Annotated in this window: 15 protein-coding genes; 11 read left to right on the top strand and 4 right to left on the bottom strand. The window is 34.5% G+C overall.

Features of this window, described 5'->3' with window-relative positions; all coding sequences use genetic code 11:
• From H3T56_RS05500 to citG, 9 genes are all read left to right on the top strand, one after another.
• Entirely contained in the window at nt 1-273 is a 273-nt protein-coding gene (locus H3T56_RS05500; protein WP_065577546.1) for an STAS domain-containing protein, read from the top strand.
• 83 nt (nt 274-356) lie between these two features.
• Nucleotides 357-614, top strand: coding sequence for a BolA family protein (locus H3T56_RS05495; RefSeq protein WP_065651460.1), 258 nt, complete (start codon nt 357-359; stop codon nt 612-614).
• Between the two features lie 95 nt (nt 615-709).
• Nucleotides 710-2,737, top strand: coding sequence for an oligopeptidase A (prlC, locus tag H3T56_RS05490; protein WP_198192222.1), 2,028 nt, complete (start codon nt 710-712; stop codon nt 2,735-2,737).
• The gene (locus tag H3T56_RS05485; protein ID WP_198192221.1) at nt 2,724-3,461 is read left to right on the top strand and encodes a class I SAM-dependent methyltransferase; all 738 of its coding nucleotides are present in this window, start codon (nt 2,724-2,726) and stop codon (nt 3,459-3,461) included. Before prlC ends, H3T56_RS05485 begins: the two co-directional genes overlap by 14 nt.
• Before the next feature lie 15 nt (nt 3,462-3,476).
• Entirely contained in the window at nt 3,477-4,166 is a 690-nt protein-coding gene (gene rsuA / locus H3T56_RS05480; protein WP_198192220.1) for a 16S rRNA pseudouridine(516) synthase RsuA, read from the top strand.
• A gap of 66 nt (nt 4,167-4,232) precedes the next feature.
• Entirely contained in the window at nt 4,233-5,480 is a 1,248-nt protein-coding gene (locus tag H3T56_RS05475) for a Bcr/CflA family multidrug efflux MFS transporter (RefSeq protein ID WP_198192219.1), read from the top strand.
• Nucleotides 5,477-6,007 (top strand): gamma carbonic anhydrase family protein, encoded by a 531-nt coding sequence (locus H3T56_RS05470; RefSeq protein WP_110453721.1) that lies wholly within the window; start codon nt 5,477-5,479, stop codon nt 6,005-6,007. Before H3T56_RS05475 ends, H3T56_RS05470 begins: the two co-directional genes overlap by 4 nt.
• Nucleotides 6,008-6,097: 90 nt before the next feature.
• Nucleotides 6,098-9,067, top strand: a complete 2,970-nt coding sequence (locus tag H3T56_RS11755) for a DNA translocase FtsK 4TM domain-containing protein (RefSeq protein ID WP_198192218.1) — start codon at nt 6,098-6,100, stop codon at nt 9,065-9,067.
• A 26-nt stretch (nt 9,068-9,093) separates the two neighbouring features.
• Nucleotides 9,094-9,987, top strand: coding sequence for a triphosphoribosyl-dephospho-CoA synthase CitG (gene citG / locus H3T56_RS05460; protein ID WP_198192217.1), 894 nt, complete (start codon nt 9,094-9,096; stop codon nt 9,985-9,987).
• Between the two features lie 78 nt (nt 9,988-10,065).
• Here the strand turns inward: citG and H3T56_RS05455 are convergent, their stop codons facing one another.
• The gene (locus tag H3T56_RS05455) at nt 10,066-11,214 is read right to left on the bottom strand and encodes an MFS transporter (RefSeq protein ID WP_198192216.1); all 1,149 of its coding nucleotides are present in this window, start codon (nt 11,212-11,214) and stop codon (nt 10,066-10,068) included.
• 252 nt (nt 11,215-11,466) lie between these two features.
• Here H3T56_RS05455 and H3T56_RS05450 point away from each other — a divergent pair, with 252 nt between their 5' ends.
• Nucleotides 11,467-13,326, top strand: coding sequence for a beta-glucoside-specific PTS transporter subunit IIABC (locus tag H3T56_RS05450; protein ID WP_086360268.1), 1,860 nt, complete (start codon nt 11,467-11,469; stop codon nt 13,324-13,326).
• Between the two features lie 10 nt (nt 13,327-13,336).
• Nucleotides 13,337-14,740, top strand: a complete 1,404-nt coding sequence (locus H3T56_RS05445; RefSeq protein WP_065577556.1) for a glycoside hydrolase family 1 protein — start codon at nt 13,337-13,339, stop codon at nt 14,738-14,740.
• A 256-nt stretch (nt 14,741-14,996) separates the two neighbouring features.
• Here the strand turns inward: H3T56_RS05445 and H3T56_RS05440 are convergent, their stop codons facing one another.
• From H3T56_RS05440 to H3T56_RS05430, 3 genes are all read right to left on the bottom strand, one after another.
• Complete coding sequence (locus H3T56_RS05440) at nt 14,997-15,209, bottom strand: hypothetical protein (protein WP_034904540.1); 213 nt, start codon at nt 15,207-15,209, stop codon at nt 14,997-14,999.
• Nucleotides 15,210-15,372: 163 nt separating this feature from the next.
• Nucleotides 15,373-17,208: a hypothetical protein gene (locus tag H3T56_RS05435; protein WP_198192215.1), complete on the bottom strand. Its 1,836-nt coding sequence runs from the start codon at nt 17,206-17,208 to the stop codon at nt 15,373-15,375.
• A gap of 190 nt (nt 17,209-17,398) precedes the next feature.
• Nucleotides 17,399-19,195, bottom strand: a complete 1,797-nt coding sequence (locus tag H3T56_RS05430) for a hypothetical protein (protein WP_198192214.1) — start codon at nt 19,193-19,195, stop codon at nt 17,399-17,401.
• Nucleotides 19,196-19,225 lie beyond the last annotated feature (30 nt).

Raw genomic sequence — 19,225 nt, 5'->3', positions numbered from 1 at the left:
ATGTCGCGAATCCAAGCAGAAAAACAACAAAATACACTTAATTTAATCGGTGAGCTTGATGCTCACTCATTAAATGATTTATGGTCAACACAAAAAACACTTTTAAATGGTGTAACGGATATCAATGTAACTCAAGTTACCCGCGTTGACTCTTCTGGGCTCGCGACACTAGTCTATTTTTGTAACCAATATAATATCAAATTAACCGGGATCAGCCCCCAGTTACAAACATTAATTGAACTTTATGATTTGCAAACGGTCATTAATCAGTAACTGTTAATGCAAATTCATAATAAAAAACCCCTTTCCTCAAAATTTTTTTAATAAACAAAATATAGATAATAAGAGTTTAAATAATGGATAAGCAAGAAATTATAGCTAAATTAAAAAATTCACTCGACCTCGATGATGTTCATGTAATGACGGATGATGGCAGCCACTTTCAAGTTATTGCAGTTAGTGAAATCTTTGCCGAATTAAGTCGAGTAAAAAAACAACAAGCTATATATGCACCTTTAGCCGAATTTATTAATGATAATCGGATCCATGCATTATCAATCAAAACCTATACGCCGACTGAATGGCAACGTGAGCGTAAATTAATGGGTTTATAATTAAACCCAATCAGCATTTTGACTTGAATTAAGGTTTTTAGCCACAACATAATGTTTTATTAAGAACCATAATCATTCGCATAAGGTATCGCAGTATGACTAACCCACTATTAAGCAATTCATCATTACCCCAATTTTCAAAAATTAAACCTGAGCATGTTCTGCCTGCTATTCAAGAGACATTAAACAACTGCCGTAAAACAATCGAATCAGTATTGGAACAAAATAGTGAATACACTTGGGATAACCTAATACAACCCATTGATGAAATGGATGAAAAATTTAGCCGAGCATGGTCACCAGTTAGTCATCTTAATTCAGTGAAAAATAGTCCTGAATTACGTGAAGCTTATGAAGCTTGTTTACCATTACTCTCGGAATACAGCACTTGGGTTGGACAACATAAACCGCTATATCAAGCTTACAAACAACTTAAAGATAGCAAGCATTATGAAAATTTAAGTAAGGCACAGAAAAAAGTGATCGACAATGCTTTACGTGATTTTGAATTATCTGGAATCGGCTTATCAGATGATAAACAAAAACGTTACGGTGAAATTGTTGCTAAACTGTCAGAATTATCATCGCAATATAGTAATAATGTATTAGATGCAACAATGGGATGGTCTAAACTAATTACTAATGTTGACGACTTGTCTGGATTACCTGAAAGTGCCTTAGCCGCAGCAAAAGAACAGGCAAAGGCTAAAAATCAAGAAGGTTGGTTACTGACTTTAGATATGCCAAGTTATTTACCGATTATGACTTACTGTGATAACCGAGACTTACGCTTTGAACTTTATCAAGCATATAATACTCGCGCATCCGATCAAGGGCCTAATGCAGGTAAATGGGATAATACCGATATTATTAAACAAATTTTATCACTTCGTGATGAACTCGCTAAATTACTCGGTTTTGAGACTTATGCTGATAAATCATTAGCAACCAAAATGGCTGAAACAACCTCGCAAGTTACTGCCTTTTTAACTGATTTAGCCAGCAAGGCCAAACCGCAAGGTGAAAAAGAGTTAGCCGATCTTAAAAGATATGCTTATGAATACTTTGGTGCAAGTGATATTAAACCATGGGATATCGCTTATTACAGCGAAAAACAAAAACAACATCTATATACTATCAATGATGAAGAGCTTCGTCCCTATTTCCCTGAACAACGTGTCGTTAGTGGATTATTTGAAGTCGTGCGCCGTATTTTTGGTATTACCGCTAAACAACGCCAAGACGTAGAAGTTTGGGCGCCAGAGGTAAAATTTTATGATCTTTATGCTGCCAATGGTGAATTAAAAGGTAGTTTTTATCTCGACCTATATGCCCGTGAGCATAAACGCGGTGGAGCTTGGATGGATGATTGTATTGGCCAAATGCGTTTTGCCGATGGTCACTTGCAAAAACCTGTAGCTTATTTAACCTGTAACTTTAATCGCCCAATTGGTGATAAACCAGCATTATTCACCCACAATGAAGTCACCACGTTATTCCATGAATTTGGTCATGGATTACATCATATGTTGACTGAAATTGAAGTATCGTCGGTAGCAGGTATTAATGGCGTGCCATGGGATGCCGTTGAATTACCAAGTCAATTTTTAGAAAATTGGTGCTGGCAACCTGAGGCTTTAGAATTTATCTCCGGTCACTATCAAACTGGAGAACCTTTACCTAAAGAGATGTTAGATAAAATGCTAGCTGCCAAAAACTTCCAAGCAGCATTATTTATTTTACGTCAATTAGAATTTGGTTTATTTGATTTTAAACTACATAGTAACAAAACACCGGATATTTTAGAGACATTAAAACAGGTCAGACAACAAGTTGCAGTAGTACCTACTGTTGATTGGGGACGGTTCCCACATGCGTTTAGCCATATTTTTGCTGGTGGTTATGCAGCTGGTTATTATAGTTATCTCTGGGCGGAAGTTTTATCAGCAGATGCATTTTCTCGTTTTGAAGAAGAAGGGATTTTTAATGAATCAACCGGTAATGCATTTCTTGATAATATTTTGTCGCAGGGTGGCAGTGATGAACCTATGACATTGTTTAAAAATTTCCGTGGCCGTGAGCCACAACTTGAGGCATTACTTCGTCACTATGGAATCCACTAATATCAATTCTGCTCAGCTAAAACAATTAGCTGAGCAGTGGTTATCCGATCATATCGAACTTCCATTTGTTTTAGTTAGTCAAGCTCATCAACTTGAGTTACAAAAAACCGATGAGCCAAAATTAGGTGCAGTCGCAGTTAATTTTGTGTCAGGCACAATGGCACATCGTCGTCAATTTGGTGGTGGTCGTGGTGAAGCAATCGCTAAAGCCGTTGGCGTAAAAGGTAATTACTTACCAACCGTTATAGATGCCACTGCTGGATTAGGACGAGATGCCTTCGTATTAGCTTCTATTGGCTGTCAGGTTACAATGTTTGAGCGTCATCCGGTGGTAGCAGCCTTACTCGCTGATGGACTTCATCGTGCTTATCAAGATCCGACTATTGGTCAATTATTACAAAAACAGTTACGTTTAATTTATAATTCAAGCTTACATGGACTCAGCTTATATCAAGATAAACCTGATGTTGTGTATCTTGATCCGATGTTTCCACATCGACAAAAAAGTGCATTAGTCAAAAAAGAGATGCGGATTTTTCAACAATTAGTCGGTAGTGATCTTGATGCCGAAAGTTTGCTCGAACCGGCAAGGCGATTAGCCAAAAAACGAGTTGTTGTCAAACGGCCTGATTATGCACCATTTTTAGCCAATCAAAAACCAACGGCTGAAATTAAAACTAAAAATCATCGTTTTGATATTTATACACCATTAGATTGTATATAGGAACAGTATCTAAATATGCGACTGGATAAATTTCTTGCTCACCATTTAGGTGTGAGTCGAACAATAGTCAGTAAAGAACTTAAAGCCCAAAAAGTTACCGTTAATGGTGATATTGTCAAATCAGGTGCTTATCATATCTCACCAGATCAAATTGTAGAATATGATGGTTTCGAAATCGTACCTATTACCGAAAATCGCTACTTTATGCTCAATAAACCACAAGGTTATGTCTGCTCTACTGATGATCCAGATCATCCAACTATCCTCTATTTTATTGATGAACCTATGGCAGAAAAACTGCATTCAGCAGGCAGACTGGATCTTGATACCACTGGTTTGGTTTTATTAACCGATGATGGTAAGTGGTCACATCGAATAACTTCACCTAAATATCATTGTGAAAAAGTCTATCAAGTGACGGTTGAACAACCACTTACTGCTAATCTTATTGATATATTTAAACAAGGCATTCAGTTAAAAAGTGAAAAAACTCTGACCGAACCAGCTAAATTGATTATCATTGACGATTATCATGCAGAACTCACTATAAGCGAAGGGCGATATCACCAAGTAAAACGAATGTTCGCAGCGGTAAATAACCATGTCACCCAATTACATCGCAAACAGATCGGCAATATTGTTCTTGATATACCTGAAGGCGAATATCGGCCGCTTACTCAGGACGAGATCAATTCGTTTAATTAGTATTTTTGATTAGATTGAATAAATAATTATTTTTTTGCTAAATTTTTGTTCCAAAGGAATGACAACGTGCAAACACAAGATCCGCAAATAGAAATCAAAGTTTCTAAACAAGCACTCATTTTTATTCTTGGTTTAATTTCAATGTTGATGCCATTATCCATTGATATGTATTTACCAAGTATGCCAACTATTGCCGAAAAATTTAATGTTGCCGACTCCACTGTACAATTAACGATAAGTTGTTATTTATTAGGATTTTCACTAGGCCAACTTTTATTTGGGCCCCTAACCGATAGCTATGGGCGACGAAAAGTTTTAACTTTTGGGCTAATTATCTTTATCATTGCTGCATTATGTTGTGGTCTAGCTGCCAATATAAATCAATTAATTACTGCCCGCTTTTTTCATGGCATAGCAGCATCAGCAACTACCATTGTCATTAATGCATTAATGAAAGATATTTATCGTGATCGTGATGAATTTTCAAAAATGATGTCTTTTGTCATGCTCATCTCCAATGTTGCCCCACTACTTGCACCAATTATTGGCGGTTTTATTCTATTCTGGTTTGACTGGCAAGCGAACTTCTATGTTCTTAGTTTAATGGCTATCATCTGCCTTGGTTTGGTAACAATCAATATTCCTGAAACCTTAGCTAAATCGAAACGTGATAAATTCAGCATAATTAGAATTTTAAGTAATTTCATTGCGTTATTTAGACATAGGCAAGTATTTACTTATATGATGATTGGCGCATTTTCTGGAGCAGGACTATTCTCGTTTCTCAGTCTGGGGCCATTTGTTTATATTAATTTACATAGTGTTGCTTCAATCAATTTTGGTTATTACTTTGCTATAAATATTTTAGTTATGATATTTATGAACACCCTGAATAGCCGTCTGGTACGACGAGTTGGCTCGATAAAAATGATACAATTAGGATTATTAATTCAGTTTGTAATGACAATTGGTATGGCAATTACCAGTATATTTTACTTAGGATTTTTCTTTTTAGTCATATTTATTGCTGGTTATATCGGTTGTATTTCAACCATAGGAGGGAATTGCATGGCGGTAATTCTTGATTGTTATTCTCATATCGCCGGAACCGCCTCCTCACTTGCAGGCACGATTCGCTTTGCTGTTGCCGGCGCTATTGGTGTTTTACTTTCTACACTCGTTTCAACACATACCACAACCTCGGTTACTAATAATTTAACTGAATGGTTAATGGTTGGTTCAATGGTGATCTGTAACTTCTTAGCCGTCGGTTTATTTTTGAGTGTTAGAAATATAACAAGGAAAAAAACATGATTTATCAATTAGGCAACTTAAAACCACAAATTAATCCAACTTGCTTTATTGCCAAATCTGCCGATATTATTGGTGATGTGGTTTTAGATGAAAATGTATCCATCTGGTTTAATGCCGTTTTACGTGGCGATATCGCCAAGATACATGTTGGTAAAAACAGTAATGTTCAAGATAACTCTACGATTCATATTGAAACTAATGTTCCATGTATTATTGGTGAAAACGTGACAATTGGCCATAACGTCATTTTACATAGCTGCACGGTCGAAGATAATGTTTTAATTGGTATGGGTAGCACAATTTTAAATAATGCTAAAATTGCCAAAAATTGCTTGGTAGGTGCTAATTCACTAGTTACCCACAGCTTACCACATGAAGAAGGTTGTCTAATTATGGGATCTCCAGCTAAAATTATTCGCAAATTGACTGAGAAAGAAATTCTAGCCAACATTACAAATGCTCAACATTATGTATTAAATTCGCAAAGATTTAATCAAACCTTAATCGAATTGGATTCATATCAATAAATTATTTTTATCTCTCATCCACGCTATAAGTGGGTTTAATTTATGATAAAATAGCTAAAATTTTAATTAAAATAGCTTTTAGGTACATGTTTGAAAAAATTTAAAATTACTAGAAGACAGATTGTTATTCAATTAATTCTATTAACATTAATAGGATTATCTGTTTGTTTATTTTTATCACTTTTTACTTACAACCCATCGGATCCGGGTTGGTCACGTACTGCTTGGCATAATCCTATTAGCAATTTTGGCGGTTATATTGGTGCATATGCTGCTGATATCGTATTTCAATTTTTTGGACTGATTGCTTTTAGTTTACCTATTATTATCATTTTCTTTTGTTTACAGTTAATGGGCTATTTTTATCGTCATAGTAATGAACCAATTAACTATTTCAGTGTTTCATTTCGAATTATTGGTATATTAGCTTTTGTACTTAGTTGTTGTGGTTTTTTTACCCTTAATATTCGTGATCCGGAACAATTCCAAGCTGGTGGTTATCTAGGCTCAATCGTTATTGAAAGCTTGTTACCAGTTATGAGCAGCTTAGTAACCTCTTTAGCTTTACTGGCAACAACCTTAGCATGTGTTACATTACTAACTGGCTTTTCGTGGCTTTATCTATTTGAAAAAATCGGGGCGTTGGTTATGTTAATACTGTCGCCAATAAAATGGTTATTTACACCAGATAAAGTGACACAATCAGTTGCGCAAAATCAAAATGATGAAGCATCTATAAAAGAAAAAGAACCACAGATTGATTTACATCTTGATATGGATGACAGTAGCCAAAATAGTGTTGAACTAACCAATTTGGCTACGAATAATCAAGAATTAACCACTAAAATAGATACGGAAAAAGCCGAATCAACAATAGATCCGATTTCATTACAAAATGATGAAAAATTCATAAAAACGGCAGCACAATTATTACAAACGATCGAAGCTAACACTGCAACTACAGACGAAACTCATGATGTAACTGACAAGGCAGCCAAAAAAGACCTTGATCCTGACGCAATATTAGCGCGGATGGAAAATATTTTAAAAAATATGAATGATGGTAATACAACTAATTCTACTAATTTGGCGGAATCTAATGACCAAATGGATAGTCAAGAGATTATCCAACCGTTCGAAGAAGATAAGTACACGATTGCCGATGCGCCAAGTAAACCTTTATTTACTATGGAACATCATGAACCAGAAATAAATATAAATCATCCTACTTTTAATAGCGAGGGTGTGATTGAACCAAATGTGATACAACCAGTTGAGGATGAAATATCACCAAGTATTACTCAAGAATATAATAATTATCAAACCAATGATATTCCAGACAACTTTGAAATACCTGAGGATGTTGATATCTCTCTTCTTAAACAAGAAAATCCTACTATTGATGATATTTATTTAAATGATGTTGATAACGAAGAAACGACACAAACACTTGCATCTTTAACTCAAACGGCAACAATTATCGATAAAGATGCCGAAGAAGATAATGAAGATGAGGGAGAAAGCCTAATTCATCCGTTATTACAACGTAATGATAAACCTTTACCCAAGCCAACTACCCCATTACCGTCGTTAAATTTATTAACGCCACCACCAACAACACGAATTGAGGTTGATCATGTTGCGTTAAATGCAATGGCACAGCAAATTGAAAAAAGTTTATCAGATTATCGAGTAAAAGCTCGCGTTGTTGATTATTTACCAGGACCTGTGATTACGCGGTTTGAAATTGAATTGGCTCCGGGTATTAAAGCTGCCAGAATATCAACACTGGATCGTGATTTAGCTCGTTCATTATCTATGCCATCAGTAAGGGTTGTAGAAGTAATACCGGGTAAACCTTATGTTGGTATTGAATTACCTAATCAAAATCGACAAACCGTTTATTTCAGAGAAGTATTAGATAGCCCACAATTCAAAAACGCTCAATCTCCACTTACTGTCGTTTTAGGAAAAGACATTGCTGGACAATCGGTGGTTGCTGATTTAGCAAAAATGCCTCACTTATTAGTCGCAGGGACTACAGGTTCAGGAAAATCGGTTGGTGTTAATGCCATGATATTAAGCATTTTATACAAATCACAACCGGAAGATGTTAGGTTCATCATGATTGATCCTAAAATGTTAGAACTCTCTATCTATGAAGGAATACCACATCTGTTAACTCAAGTCGTCACCGATATGAAAGATGCGGCAAATGCTCTTAACTGGTGTGTTAATGAAATGGAGCGCCGCTATCGATTAATGTCAGCTTTAGGCGTTCGTAACATTGCTGGTTTTAATGAGAAAATCAAGCTTGCGGAAGAGATGGGACGACCAATTCCAGATCCACTCTGGAAACCAACCGATAGTATGGATCTAGAAATGCCGACGCTTGAAAAACTTCCATATATTGTGGTTATGGTTGATGAATTTGCCGATTTAATTATGGCTGTTGGTAAAAAAGTAGAAGAGTTAATTGCTCGACTTGCCCAAAAAGCCCGAGCCGCAGGTATTCATTTGGTACTAGCAACCCAAAGACCTTCTGTTGATGTTATTACCGGTTTAATTAAAGCCAATATACCAACCCGAATTGCATTTACAGTTTCAAGTAAAATTGACTCACGAACTATTTTAGATCAAATGGGCGCGGAATCTCTGCTTGGTATGGGTGATATGCTCTATTTAGCGCCAAATAGCTCTATTCCTGTTCGTGTTCATGGCGCTTTTGTCCGTGATGAAGAAGTTCATGCCGTCGTTCAAGATTGGAAAGCGCGTGGTAAACCTAAATATATTGAAAATGTAACCGTCTCAACCGACGATAGTGAAAATGGTAGCTTTGATACTATTGATGAAGAACTCGATCCACTATTTGATCAAGTTGTTTCTTTCGTCATTGAAACACGTAGAGCATCAATATCCAGTGTCCAACGTAAATTCAGAATTGGTTATAACCGAGCCGCACGAATTGTGGAACAAATGGAAATGGAAGGCATTATAAGTGCACCTGCCCATAATGGTAATCGAGAAGTACTTGCTCAAGCATCTCATAATGATTATTAAGCTTAATTGTAAAGGCAGTCTATTCCATGAGTAATTATTTAGCGCAAGTAATTAGCTTAGAATCAAAATTGATAAGCCACAATGTTTTGAGCTCACCGACAATATTGGCGATACAAGCGTTAATTAGAGAGATCTGCTTATCACCCAAACCTGGATTGGTTGATATGAACAATAATGGCGCACATCACGATATGAATTTTCAAACATTCATAACAAGTATTAACGCCATTTCAAATTGGTTTGAACGTTTTTATCAATATGGTAAACATAATGCCAACGTTGCAGCACCTGATTTTTTAGCAAATATTCGACCAATTGGCCTTGAATGTGAAACAGAGATGTTTAGTGCAACTAAACAGATTAATACTCATAAAGGTGGAATATTTGCCTTTGGCCTATTACTAAGTGCCATTGGTAAATTAGAGCAACTTAAATTACAAACAACTATTCCGATGATCTGTAATGAAGTAGCCAATATTTGCCACGGTATGGTTAATAACGAATTATCACAAAATAACCGCAGCCACTCAGTAGGAGAACGGCTTTTTAAACAACATAATCTTACCGGAGCAAGAGGCGAAGCTGAATCAGGATATACAACCGCACGTGAGATATCACTCCCAATTTATCAAGAAATGTTGAATAGTGGCTATAATGAAGAATCAGCCCTATTACAAGCAATGCTATATTTACTAGCTTACAATCAAGACACAAACCTAGTTTCTAGAGGAGGACTGGCCGGATTAGAGTTCGTGCAAAATGAAGCAAGAGATTTAATCCAGCAAGGTGGCATTATGCATCCAAATGGACTGGAAATGATTGCTAAGTTAGATGATGAACTGATAAAACGTCATTTAAGCCCTGGAGGCTCAGCCGATCTAATTGCCGTTACTTGGTTTTTGTCTAACTATTCAAAATAATATTTATCCTTCGAATTCTAAAAAAATTTATCTATCTAATTAGCCTATTTTTTATAAATATTTTAGCCAATGTCGCTTTTAAATTTTAAACCAATAGATTATTGATAAAATTGCACCGATTATTGCTATGCCGGCTAAGCTAAAATAAGCCATAGTCATTGACCATTGCAAACTGATCACGCCAACAATAATTGGGAAAAGAGTCATACCTAATGCATAAATAGCTTGAAACAATCCCATAGCAGCTGAACGAGCGTACGATGGCACATCTATCATGGCTTCAAAATTTAAAAATGAAAATAGAATACCTGTCCCTATACCAGGAATAATTTGTAAGAGCAAAATAGCGTAAACGTGCGATACTTGAGGTATGAAAATACAATAAAGTGCCAATAATAAAAAAGATAAAATAACCCAGCTTGAAGTGCTTAATAAATCAATCCACTTAGTCGCACCTAATCTAGCAAATAAAACTGATGATAACATATAGACAATTGAGGAAATGCCAATTAAAAAGGCGTTACCCCCTAAATCACTTAGTATCTGATTGGTAAAAGACATTGTGGTAGACATTTGAATTCCTTGCTGGATTAAAGCAAGAAATGAAAAAAATAATAATTTTCGATTACCTAATGCACTAAATAAAAGATGATAATTAAAATCATGATGGATCTTTTCAGGATATTTGAGTTTTATTGCTAAGATAAAAGCCAATAATCCACTTAAACAGCTGAGTAAACAAATCCCTACCATATGAATGTAATCATATAACAATGTACTAGTTAGAAAAGCTAAAAACACACCAAGATTATTCACCATTATGATTAAACTGGTTGCATACCCTTTTTTAGATTTAGGATAAAAACCCAAAAAAAGCACCATAAAAGATATCCACATTGCACTTGCGAAACCAGAAATTATATTACCGATAAAAAAGCCGGTGCCATTTGGTTCAATAACCCTAATCACAGAGGCAATTCCAGCCAAAAAAGCACCTAATATAATGAAAATTTTGTGTTTTTCTTTTACATTGGCCAATATTCCAACTGGCAATCTTAAAAACAATTGTGAAAAACCATAAGCACTAACCACCATTCCAATTAAATTGGTCGATAGATTTATCGCCGCAAGATAAGGTGTTTGATAAGGAATATAGATATATTGTGCATACCAGAAAAAAAACACGATACACAATAGTAAATATGACTTCTTTTTGGCTGATCTCATTTATTCACAATTTAATACGTATAATCATTGCTTCTAAAAATATATCTAAATAAATTATTTAGCAATAATTAAGGCTAACTTGTCTAATTTTTTAAACTATGCTAGCTTGAAACAGGTAAATGAAGTGATAAAAATTAATCTCACTAAAGTCATACTAATCACAACTTTATAATGGATATTATAATGATAATTTTTAGTGTATTTAGTCTTTTTTATCAATGTATAACCATTCTTTAAGTAATGGAGAAAATAATGGACTATCAAAAAATTGCACGGCAAATACTTGAATTAGTCGGCGGTAAAGAGAATGTTGTTAGTTTAACACACTGCTTTACTCGCTTACGATTTCAATTAAATGACAATAAACAGGCTGATCGCGAAAAATTATTACAGACAGAAGGAGTGATTTCGGTCGTTGAAAGTAGTGGGCAATACCAAGTCGTATTAGGCAACAAAGTCACCAAAATTTATGATCAATTACTGCCTTTAATTGGAAAGCTTACGCAAAACAAACTAACAGAACCCAAAGTATCTTTAGGGGTAAAAATTTTAAATGCCTTCGCCGCTATTTTTACACCAATAATCCCGGCTATTGCCGCTTCAGGTATGTTAAAGGGAATTTTAGCTATAGCCGTTATGATAGGTAATTATTACTATCAAACTGATATCAAAACCTATAACACCTATACGATTTTACATGCCGCATCGGATGCAGTTTTTTACTTCATGCCAATAATACTCGGTTATACCGCTGCTAAAGTATTTAAAGCACATGAATTTATCTCCATGATTATTGGTGCAACATTATGCTATCCATCAATCGTCAACTTAATGGCTAGTAAAACCGCAGTAACACTGTTTGCCATCGAACTCACCAAAGCCAGTTACACGTCAAGTGTTATTCCAATTATATTAGCGGTGTTTATTTTAAGTTATGTACAAAGATTTCTAGAAAATATTATTCCAGAAGTCTTAAAAATTATTATGGTGCCTACTTTTTCATTACTCATCATGATCCCGGCTACACTACTTATTTTTGGCCCAATTGGTATCTATATCGGCGAATTTATAAACTGGGTCTATTACTTCATCATGGGGGTCAGTCCTATCTTATTAGGTGCTTTTATTGGTGGTGTATGGTGTATTTTAGTTATATTTGGTGCTCACCGCGCAATTGTGCCAATTGGCATCAATGATGTAGCGCAAACAGGCAGACAAAATCTTTTGGCATTTGCTGGTGCGGCTAATTTTGCCCAAGCTGGTGCAGCGTTTGGCGTATTTTTCAAAACTAAAAATAAAAATCTTAAAACAGTCGCGGCATCGGCAACGGTTACTGCCCTGTTTGGCATTACTGAGCCAGCAATTTATGGTGCCAATTTAAGATTAAAAAGACCGATGATCTGCGCCGTCATTTGTGGCGCAATCGCAGGGGGATTAATGGGTTGGGGAGGCTCCTATGGTAACGCATTTGCTAACCAAGGAGTATTAACAATACCGGTGTACGCCGAAGCAGGTACAAAAGCTTTCTTATGTTATTTAATTGGCATAGGTTTTGCTTTTTTTGGTTCATGCATTATGACGATAATTGTTGGATTTAATGATATACCAAATGAGGAAGCGTCAAAAACAGTTCAAACAACGTCCAATACACAATTAACATCGGATACCGCTATTGTGTCACCGGTTGCTGGTGAGGTGATTGCTTTAGAGCAAGTCAAAGATGAAGCATTCGCCTCAGGTGCAATGGGAAAAGGAATCGCAGTTTATCCTAAAGTTGGTGAAATCGTTGCCCCTGAAGATTGTACCGTTACGGCACTCTACCCTACTTTACATGCAATGGGGCTAAAATTAGATAATGGCATTGAACTACTAATTCATATCGGTATTGATACAGTTAATTTACAAGGTAAATACTTCCAGTCTTATGTTCACGCTGGTCAACATATTACTAAAGGAACCAAATTAGTTTCATTTGATATTGATAAAATAAAACAACAATTTGATTTAACCACCTCAATTATTTTGGTTAATTCCGATCAATATAAACATATAGAATATTGCCAACAAGCTCAGGTTAGTGAAAAAGACGATTTATTATTTATTCAAGTTTAGAGGTTTAGTTATGAAAGCTTTTGCTAAGGATTTTTGGTGGGGTGCATCATCTTCAGCATTTCAAATTGAAGGTGGATGGGATGCAGATGGCAAAGGAATGACTGTTGCCGATTATAATTCATTTCAACGCTCTGCTATACAAGCCGACAGTAAAGTCGCCAGTGATTTTTATCATCATGTTGAAAGTGATATTGCGTTATTTAAAGAGTTAGGACTAAAAACTTATCGCTTTTCTATATCATGGGCGCGTATTATTCCCGATGGTGATGGTGAAATAAATCAAGCAGGCATTGATTTCTACAATAAAGTCATCAATGAATTAATTAAGAACGATATCATTCCGTTTATTACTCTTTATCATTTTGATTTACCATTCGCCTTAGTTGATAAATATAATGGTTGGCAAGATCGTCGTTGTGTTGATGCATTTAGACGTTATGCGCAAATATGTTATCAAGCATTCGGAGATCGAGTGAAACATTGGCAGATTAATAATGAACAAAATCTGATGATCCGTGTCAATGAGAGAATGAATATGTATAAAGTTGCTCCGCATGATGTTGAAAAAGTAAGGGCACAGATGGATTATCATATGTTTGTTGCTCATGCGATGGCGACCAATGATTGCCATGAATTAATTTCTGACAGTAAAGTTGGGCCTGCGGTTTCATCTACGATGACTTATCCTGCAAGTAACAAACCCATGGATGTATGGGCTGCGAAAATGAATGACAATTTCAAAACCAATTACGCACTTGAAATGTACTGTTTTGGTGACTATCCTGGGTATTATAAAAATTACTTAAATCGTTGTGGTATCTATCCTATTACTCAAGTAGAAGATGCTCAAATTTTAAAGCAAGCAAAGCCCGATTTTATTGCTGTAAATTACTATCGGACTTTAGTGGCTAGTTACCTACCCGAAGATGAAAACCATCCATTTGGTACCAAAGAAAAAGATATCGATTTTGATCTTTATGGTTATTTCAAGATCGAGAAGAATCCAAATTTAGTTGCCTCAACTTATGGTGCGCAAATTGATCCTATGGGATTACGTCTTGTACTAAATGAATATTATCGCCAATATCGTTTACCGTTAATTATTACTGAAAATGGTTTAGGCACACCAGATACGTTAACCGCTGACAATAAAGTACATGACGACTATCGCATTGATTATATAAAATCGCACATCTTAGCTTGCCATGATGCCATTGAAGATGGTGTTGAACTATTTGGATACTGTCCATGGTCAGCCATTGATTTATTAAGCTCACATCAAGGTTTTAAAAAGCGATATGGCTTTGTCTATGTCGATCGAGATGATCATGCCCTAAAAACCCTTAATCGAATTAAAAAAGATAGTTTTTATTGGTATCAGCAAGTCATCAAAGACAATGGCATTGAAGAATAATTAATATAACATAAAGACGACAAAGCTGTTTGACAGGGGTAGCTGCTTCAGCTTTTTTTAATATGGAGACAATTTGATGCTCAGATAATTTTTCATGTTGAAATTCTCCTTAAAAATACTATAGAGAATTTTCTACTTTTTTATGTAATATTTTAAGGGGATAGTTACAACTTAAGCGTTGTTCCAATTTATCTAATTGATTAAAAAAAGATGGTAAGCATATTCATAGGCTTGTTACGATCGGGCAAAGCCTTCTTTATACGCCGTTGCTGACTTCATAAAATATCACATCATTCAATTGATCAATTTCAGTACGTAAATGTTCTGGATAGAGTTCTGGCGCACCAGCCTTATGATACAGCTTGATTTGTACTTGTTGGTCGTTCATATTTACCTTAGCGATCACATATTGAATTGAGCATATCCCAAATAAAAAAGGAAGTAAGCAGATTTTAACTAAAGTCTTCATATAGTCTCCAACTTTCTTGTCAATGATGCTAATTGAGTAACCAAAGTAGGGGGAGGATACTCAATGTATTGCTCAATTGAACTATGACTCATTAGTTTATAGTTACGATAATACTAAGATCTATCATCACTTATTGTTATATTATGTTATCTAGTCTGAACTGTTATTTTTTAAAATGTTCAAATAGCATCATTTCAAATCCATCCGGATTAAATGGTAACTCATCATAAAGTTGCGGATGCTCTTTATCTTGAATATCACTTGTTGTAAACCGCACATGCTTTTTATTATCAAAGTATTGATTTTCTATATCCCTTTGTTTTGATATCTCAATATGGTTAGTTTTAACGCCTTGTTCATCGAATCTTTCTAAAATAGCGATAATATTTTTCTTTTTAACAGTTTTATACGTTCGGATAATATTACCTTGAGCATTTTTTATGACTTGTGAGACAGGTAAATATTGCCCACTTTCATATTCCGACTCTATCACCAATTTTGGGACAACATGGCTTTCAATAACAGTTAGTTTACTTCGAATAGGGGAATTCTTTTTGTAATCAAACTCGGTTGTTAACCATTGCACACGGTTTTTTTGTAATGTTGAGACAATTTTACCCATGACTTTTTCCACTCGAACATAAGTAGGTTGCGCTATAGCCTCTTCAGCACCGTTTAACGGTGTTAACTGACCTTTGTTATTAATCACAAAAAAGTGAATACCATTTTCAAGAGATTTAAGTTGCGCTGAAGGTAAAAAGATAGCTGCTTGTTGCCATTTGGTTTTATCAATTTTCTTATATTGATAATTATTATCTATTTCAACTTTTATTAAATCACTGTATTTTTCTTGAGGTGATTGATTTTCGGCTTCAATTAGCGTTAAAGGTGCTTGATGAGGATAGTTCTTATAGCGTCCAGCCATAAAACTCGGGAAAGGTAGTTTATGATAGTAAACTTGCTTTGGTTTAATACCTAAATACTGAACTCTTTTAAGCGCTTCTTCATCGTACTTAGGATTATCACGGATACCTTGCTCAAACATTGAATCAGTCAGTAATGCATTACTCTTTTCGACATTCATTACTAGCTTATTATATGGGTAAGATTCATCCAAATCTTTGTCAAAATCGAATATTTCTGGTTCGGCGTTATTGGTTTTTATTACTTTACCGTTTTTATTTAATACCTCATTTTTTACGCGAGAAGTGTTCTCATAATTAGTCACACGATTAGTTATATTGCCTTCATTATCAAAGAATTCATTAATTGAGTAGATCTCTCCTTGATGAATAATATTTTCGATAGAGTATAGCCCGGTTTTTGTATTTTTCCTGATCGCTTTTACCATCTCTCCTTTATCATCAAAAAACACCTCTGAATCATAAATAATATTATTTTTAGTATCGTATTTTTCTATTTTAAGATATTTCAGATTAGTATTATGCCAATAATCATAAATATAACGGCTGATGGATGCTAAGCCTCTTTTTTGAATACTGACCACAATGCCGTGTTTTTTTTCGACTCTTAAATAACAAGGTAATTTGTAGACCTTGTTAAATGACCCTTTTGGTTGTAACTGTTTATTTTCATCTAAGGTATAAAAATAAACGCCATCGTCTAATGATTGAAATGAATCAGTCGGGTAGATAACTTCGATAATATTTCGATTAAGTCGCAATACTTTGCTATATTGATAATTTTCATTTAACTGTACTTGTGCAATGCTCTGCATTGCCATTATATACATCTCTGGGATGGTTTCTAAATGAGATAATGATGGATATAAAGTTTTATTAGGGATTCGATCTTCATTATCCAAAGCGGGCAAATAATCAAGTTGGTAATAAGTTTTATTAGGTAAAATTCCCTGTTTTTTTAATTGTTTGACGATTGGTGCTTGTTGCTCGTTCATTTTTACCTTTGCAATCACATATTGAGTTGATCCAATCCCTACTAAAAAAAGAAGTAAGAATGTTTTCACTAATTTCTGCATATTTTCTCCAATACAGTTTTTTTACTTGGCTATTTTTCAATAATTGTTTAGTTTTTAGGGAAATAGTTAGTAGTTTATTGATTAATTTTGTTCTATCTCTATTTCTTTTATTTGGGAACTTACCATTTCCGATTTATAATCGCTCTGCCGATCGTGTCTTCAACTCAAATAAATTGTTTTATCTGTACTGTTATTTTTTAAAATGTTCAAATAGCATCATTTCAAATCCATCTGGATTAAATGGTAACTCATCATAAAGTTGCGGATGCTCTTTATTATCAAAATATTGATTTTCAATATCTTTTTGTTTGGATATCTCAATATGATTAGTTTTAACGCCTTGTTCATTGAATCTTTCTAATATAGCGATAATATTTTTCTTTTTAACCGTTTTGAACGTTCGAATTATATTACCTTGAGCATTTTTTATGACTTGTGAGACAGGTAAATATTGCCCACTTTCATATTCTGACTCTATCACTAACTTCGGCACAATATGACTTTCAATGACAGTTAATTTACTTCGAATAGGTGAGTTCTTTTTGTAATCAAACTCGGTTGTTAACCATTGCACACGGTTTTTTTGTAATTTTGAGACAATTTTGCCCATGACTTTTTCCACACGAACATAAGTAGGTTGAGCTATTGCCTCTTCAACACTGTTTAACGGTGTTAATTGACCTTTGTCATTAATCACAAAAAAGTGAATACCATTTTCGAGAGATTTAAGTTGCGCTGAAGGTAAAGAGATAGCCGTTTGTTGCCATTTGGTTTTATCGATTTTCTTATATTGATAATTATTATCTATTTCAACTTTTATTAAATCACTGTATTTTTCTTGAGGTGATTGATTTTCGGCTTCAATTAGCGTTAAAGGTGCTTGATGCGGGAAATTCTTATAGCGTTCAGCCATAAAACTCGGGAAAGGTAGTTTATGATAGTAAACTTGCTTTGGTTTAATACCTAAATACTTGGCTCTTTTAAGCGCTTCTTCGTCGTACTTAGCATTATCACTGATACCTTGCTCAAACATTGAATCGGTCAGTAATGCATTACTCTTTTCGACGTTCATTACTAGCTTATTGTAAGGATAAGGCTCATCCAAATCTTTGTCAAAATCGAATATTTCAGGTTCGGCGCTATTGGTTTTTATTACTTTACCGTTTTTATTTAATACCTCATTTTTTACGCGAGAAGTGTTTTCATAATTAGTCACACGATTAGTTTTTATATCTGAATTATTATAATATTCTTCGATAGAATAAATATCATCCTGATGAATAATATTTTCAATAGAATACTGCCCAGTTTTTATATTCTTCCTGATTGCTTTGACCATTTTTCCGTTATCATTAAAAAAAATCTCAGAATCATAAATAATATTATTGTTACTATCTAACATTTCTATTTTCAGATATTTTAGGCTATTATTTGGCCAATAATCATACTTATAATGAGAAATTGCTGCTAAAGGTCTTTTTTGAATACTTACCACAATACCATGTTTTTTTTCGACTCTTAAATAACAGGGTAATTTGTAAACCTCGTTAAATGACTCTTTTTTTTGTAACTGCTTTTGTTCATCTAAGATATAAAAATAAACACCATCGTCTAATGCTTGAAATGAATCAGTCGGGTAGATAACTTCGATAATATTTCGACTACGTTGTAATACATCACTATATTGGTAATTTTCATTTAATTTTACTTGTGCAATATTCTGAATTGCTAAGTTATACATATCTGGGTGAGTCTCTAAATCTGATACTAATGAATATAAATTTTCATTAGGGAAACTATATTTATTATTTAGAGCAGGTATAACTTCATATTGAAAATAAACCTTTTGAGGTAAAATTCCTTGTTGTTTTAATTGCTTGACGATTGGTGCTTGTTGCTCGTTCATTTTTACCTTTGCGATCACATATTGAGTTGATCCAATCCCTACTAAAAAAAGAAGTAAGAATGTTTTCACTAATTTCTGCATATTTTCTCCAATACAGTTCTTTTTTTTACT

The organism is Gilliamella sp. W8123, from assembly GCF_016101085.1.
GTDB lineage: Bacteria > Pseudomonadota > Gammaproteobacteria > Enterobacterales > Orbaceae > Gilliamella > Gilliamella apis.
The sequence above is the reverse complement of the archived record's forward strand: the minus strand, read 5'-3'. Positions and strand labels throughout refer to the sequence as shown.

What these genes read in the sequence shown, in the direction of transcription:
- rsuA (WP_198192220.1), top strand. Translation starts at nt 3,477, where the DNA reads ATGCGACTGGATAAATTTCTTGCTCACCATTTAGGTGTGAGTCGAACA.
- H3T56_RS05450 (WP_086360268.1), top strand. Translation starts at nt 11,467, where the DNA reads ATGGACTATCAAAAAATTGCACGGCAAATACTTGAATTAGTCGGCGGT.
- H3T56_RS05495 (WP_065651460.1), top strand. Translation starts at nt 357, where the DNA reads ATGGATAAGCAAGAAATTATAGCTAAATTAAAAAATTCACTCGACCTC.
- H3T56_RS05430 (WP_198192214.1), bottom strand. Translation starts at nt 19,195, where the DNA reads ATGCAGAAATTAGTGAAAACATTCTTACTTCTTTTTTTAGTAGGGATT.
- H3T56_RS05435 (WP_198192215.1), bottom strand. Translation starts at nt 17,208, where the DNA reads ATGCAGAAATTAGTGAAAACATTCTTACTTCTTTTTTTAGTAGGGATT.
- H3T56_RS05500 (WP_065577546.1), top strand. Translation starts at nt 1, where the DNA reads ATGTCGCGAATCCAAGCAGAAAAACAACAAAATACACTTAATTTAATC.
- H3T56_RS05455 (WP_198192216.1), bottom strand. Translation starts at nt 11,214, where the DNA reads ATGAGATCAGCCAAAAAGAAGTCATATTTACTATTGTGTATCGTGTTT.
- prlC (WP_198192222.1), top strand. Translation starts at nt 710, where the DNA reads ATGACTAACCCACTATTAAGCAATTCATCATTACCCCAATTTTCAAAA.
- H3T56_RS05440 (WP_034904540.1), bottom strand. Translation starts at nt 15,209, where the DNA reads ATGAAGACTTTAGTTAAAATCTGCTTACTTCCTTTTTTATTTGGGATA.
- H3T56_RS05445 (WP_065577556.1), top strand. Translation starts at nt 13,337, where the DNA reads ATGAAAGCTTTTGCTAAGGATTTTTGGTGGGGTGCATCATCTTCAGCA.
- H3T56_RS05485 (WP_198192221.1), top strand. Translation starts at nt 2,724, where the DNA reads ATGGAATCCACTAATATCAATTCTGCTCAGCTAAAACAATTAGCTGAG.
- H3T56_RS05470 (WP_110453721.1), top strand. Translation starts at nt 5,477, where the DNA reads ATGATTTATCAATTAGGCAACTTAAAACCACAAATTAATCCAACTTGC.
- citG (WP_198192217.1), top strand. Translation starts at nt 9,094, where the DNA reads ATGAGTAATTATTTAGCGCAAGTAATTAGCTTAGAATCAAAATTGATA.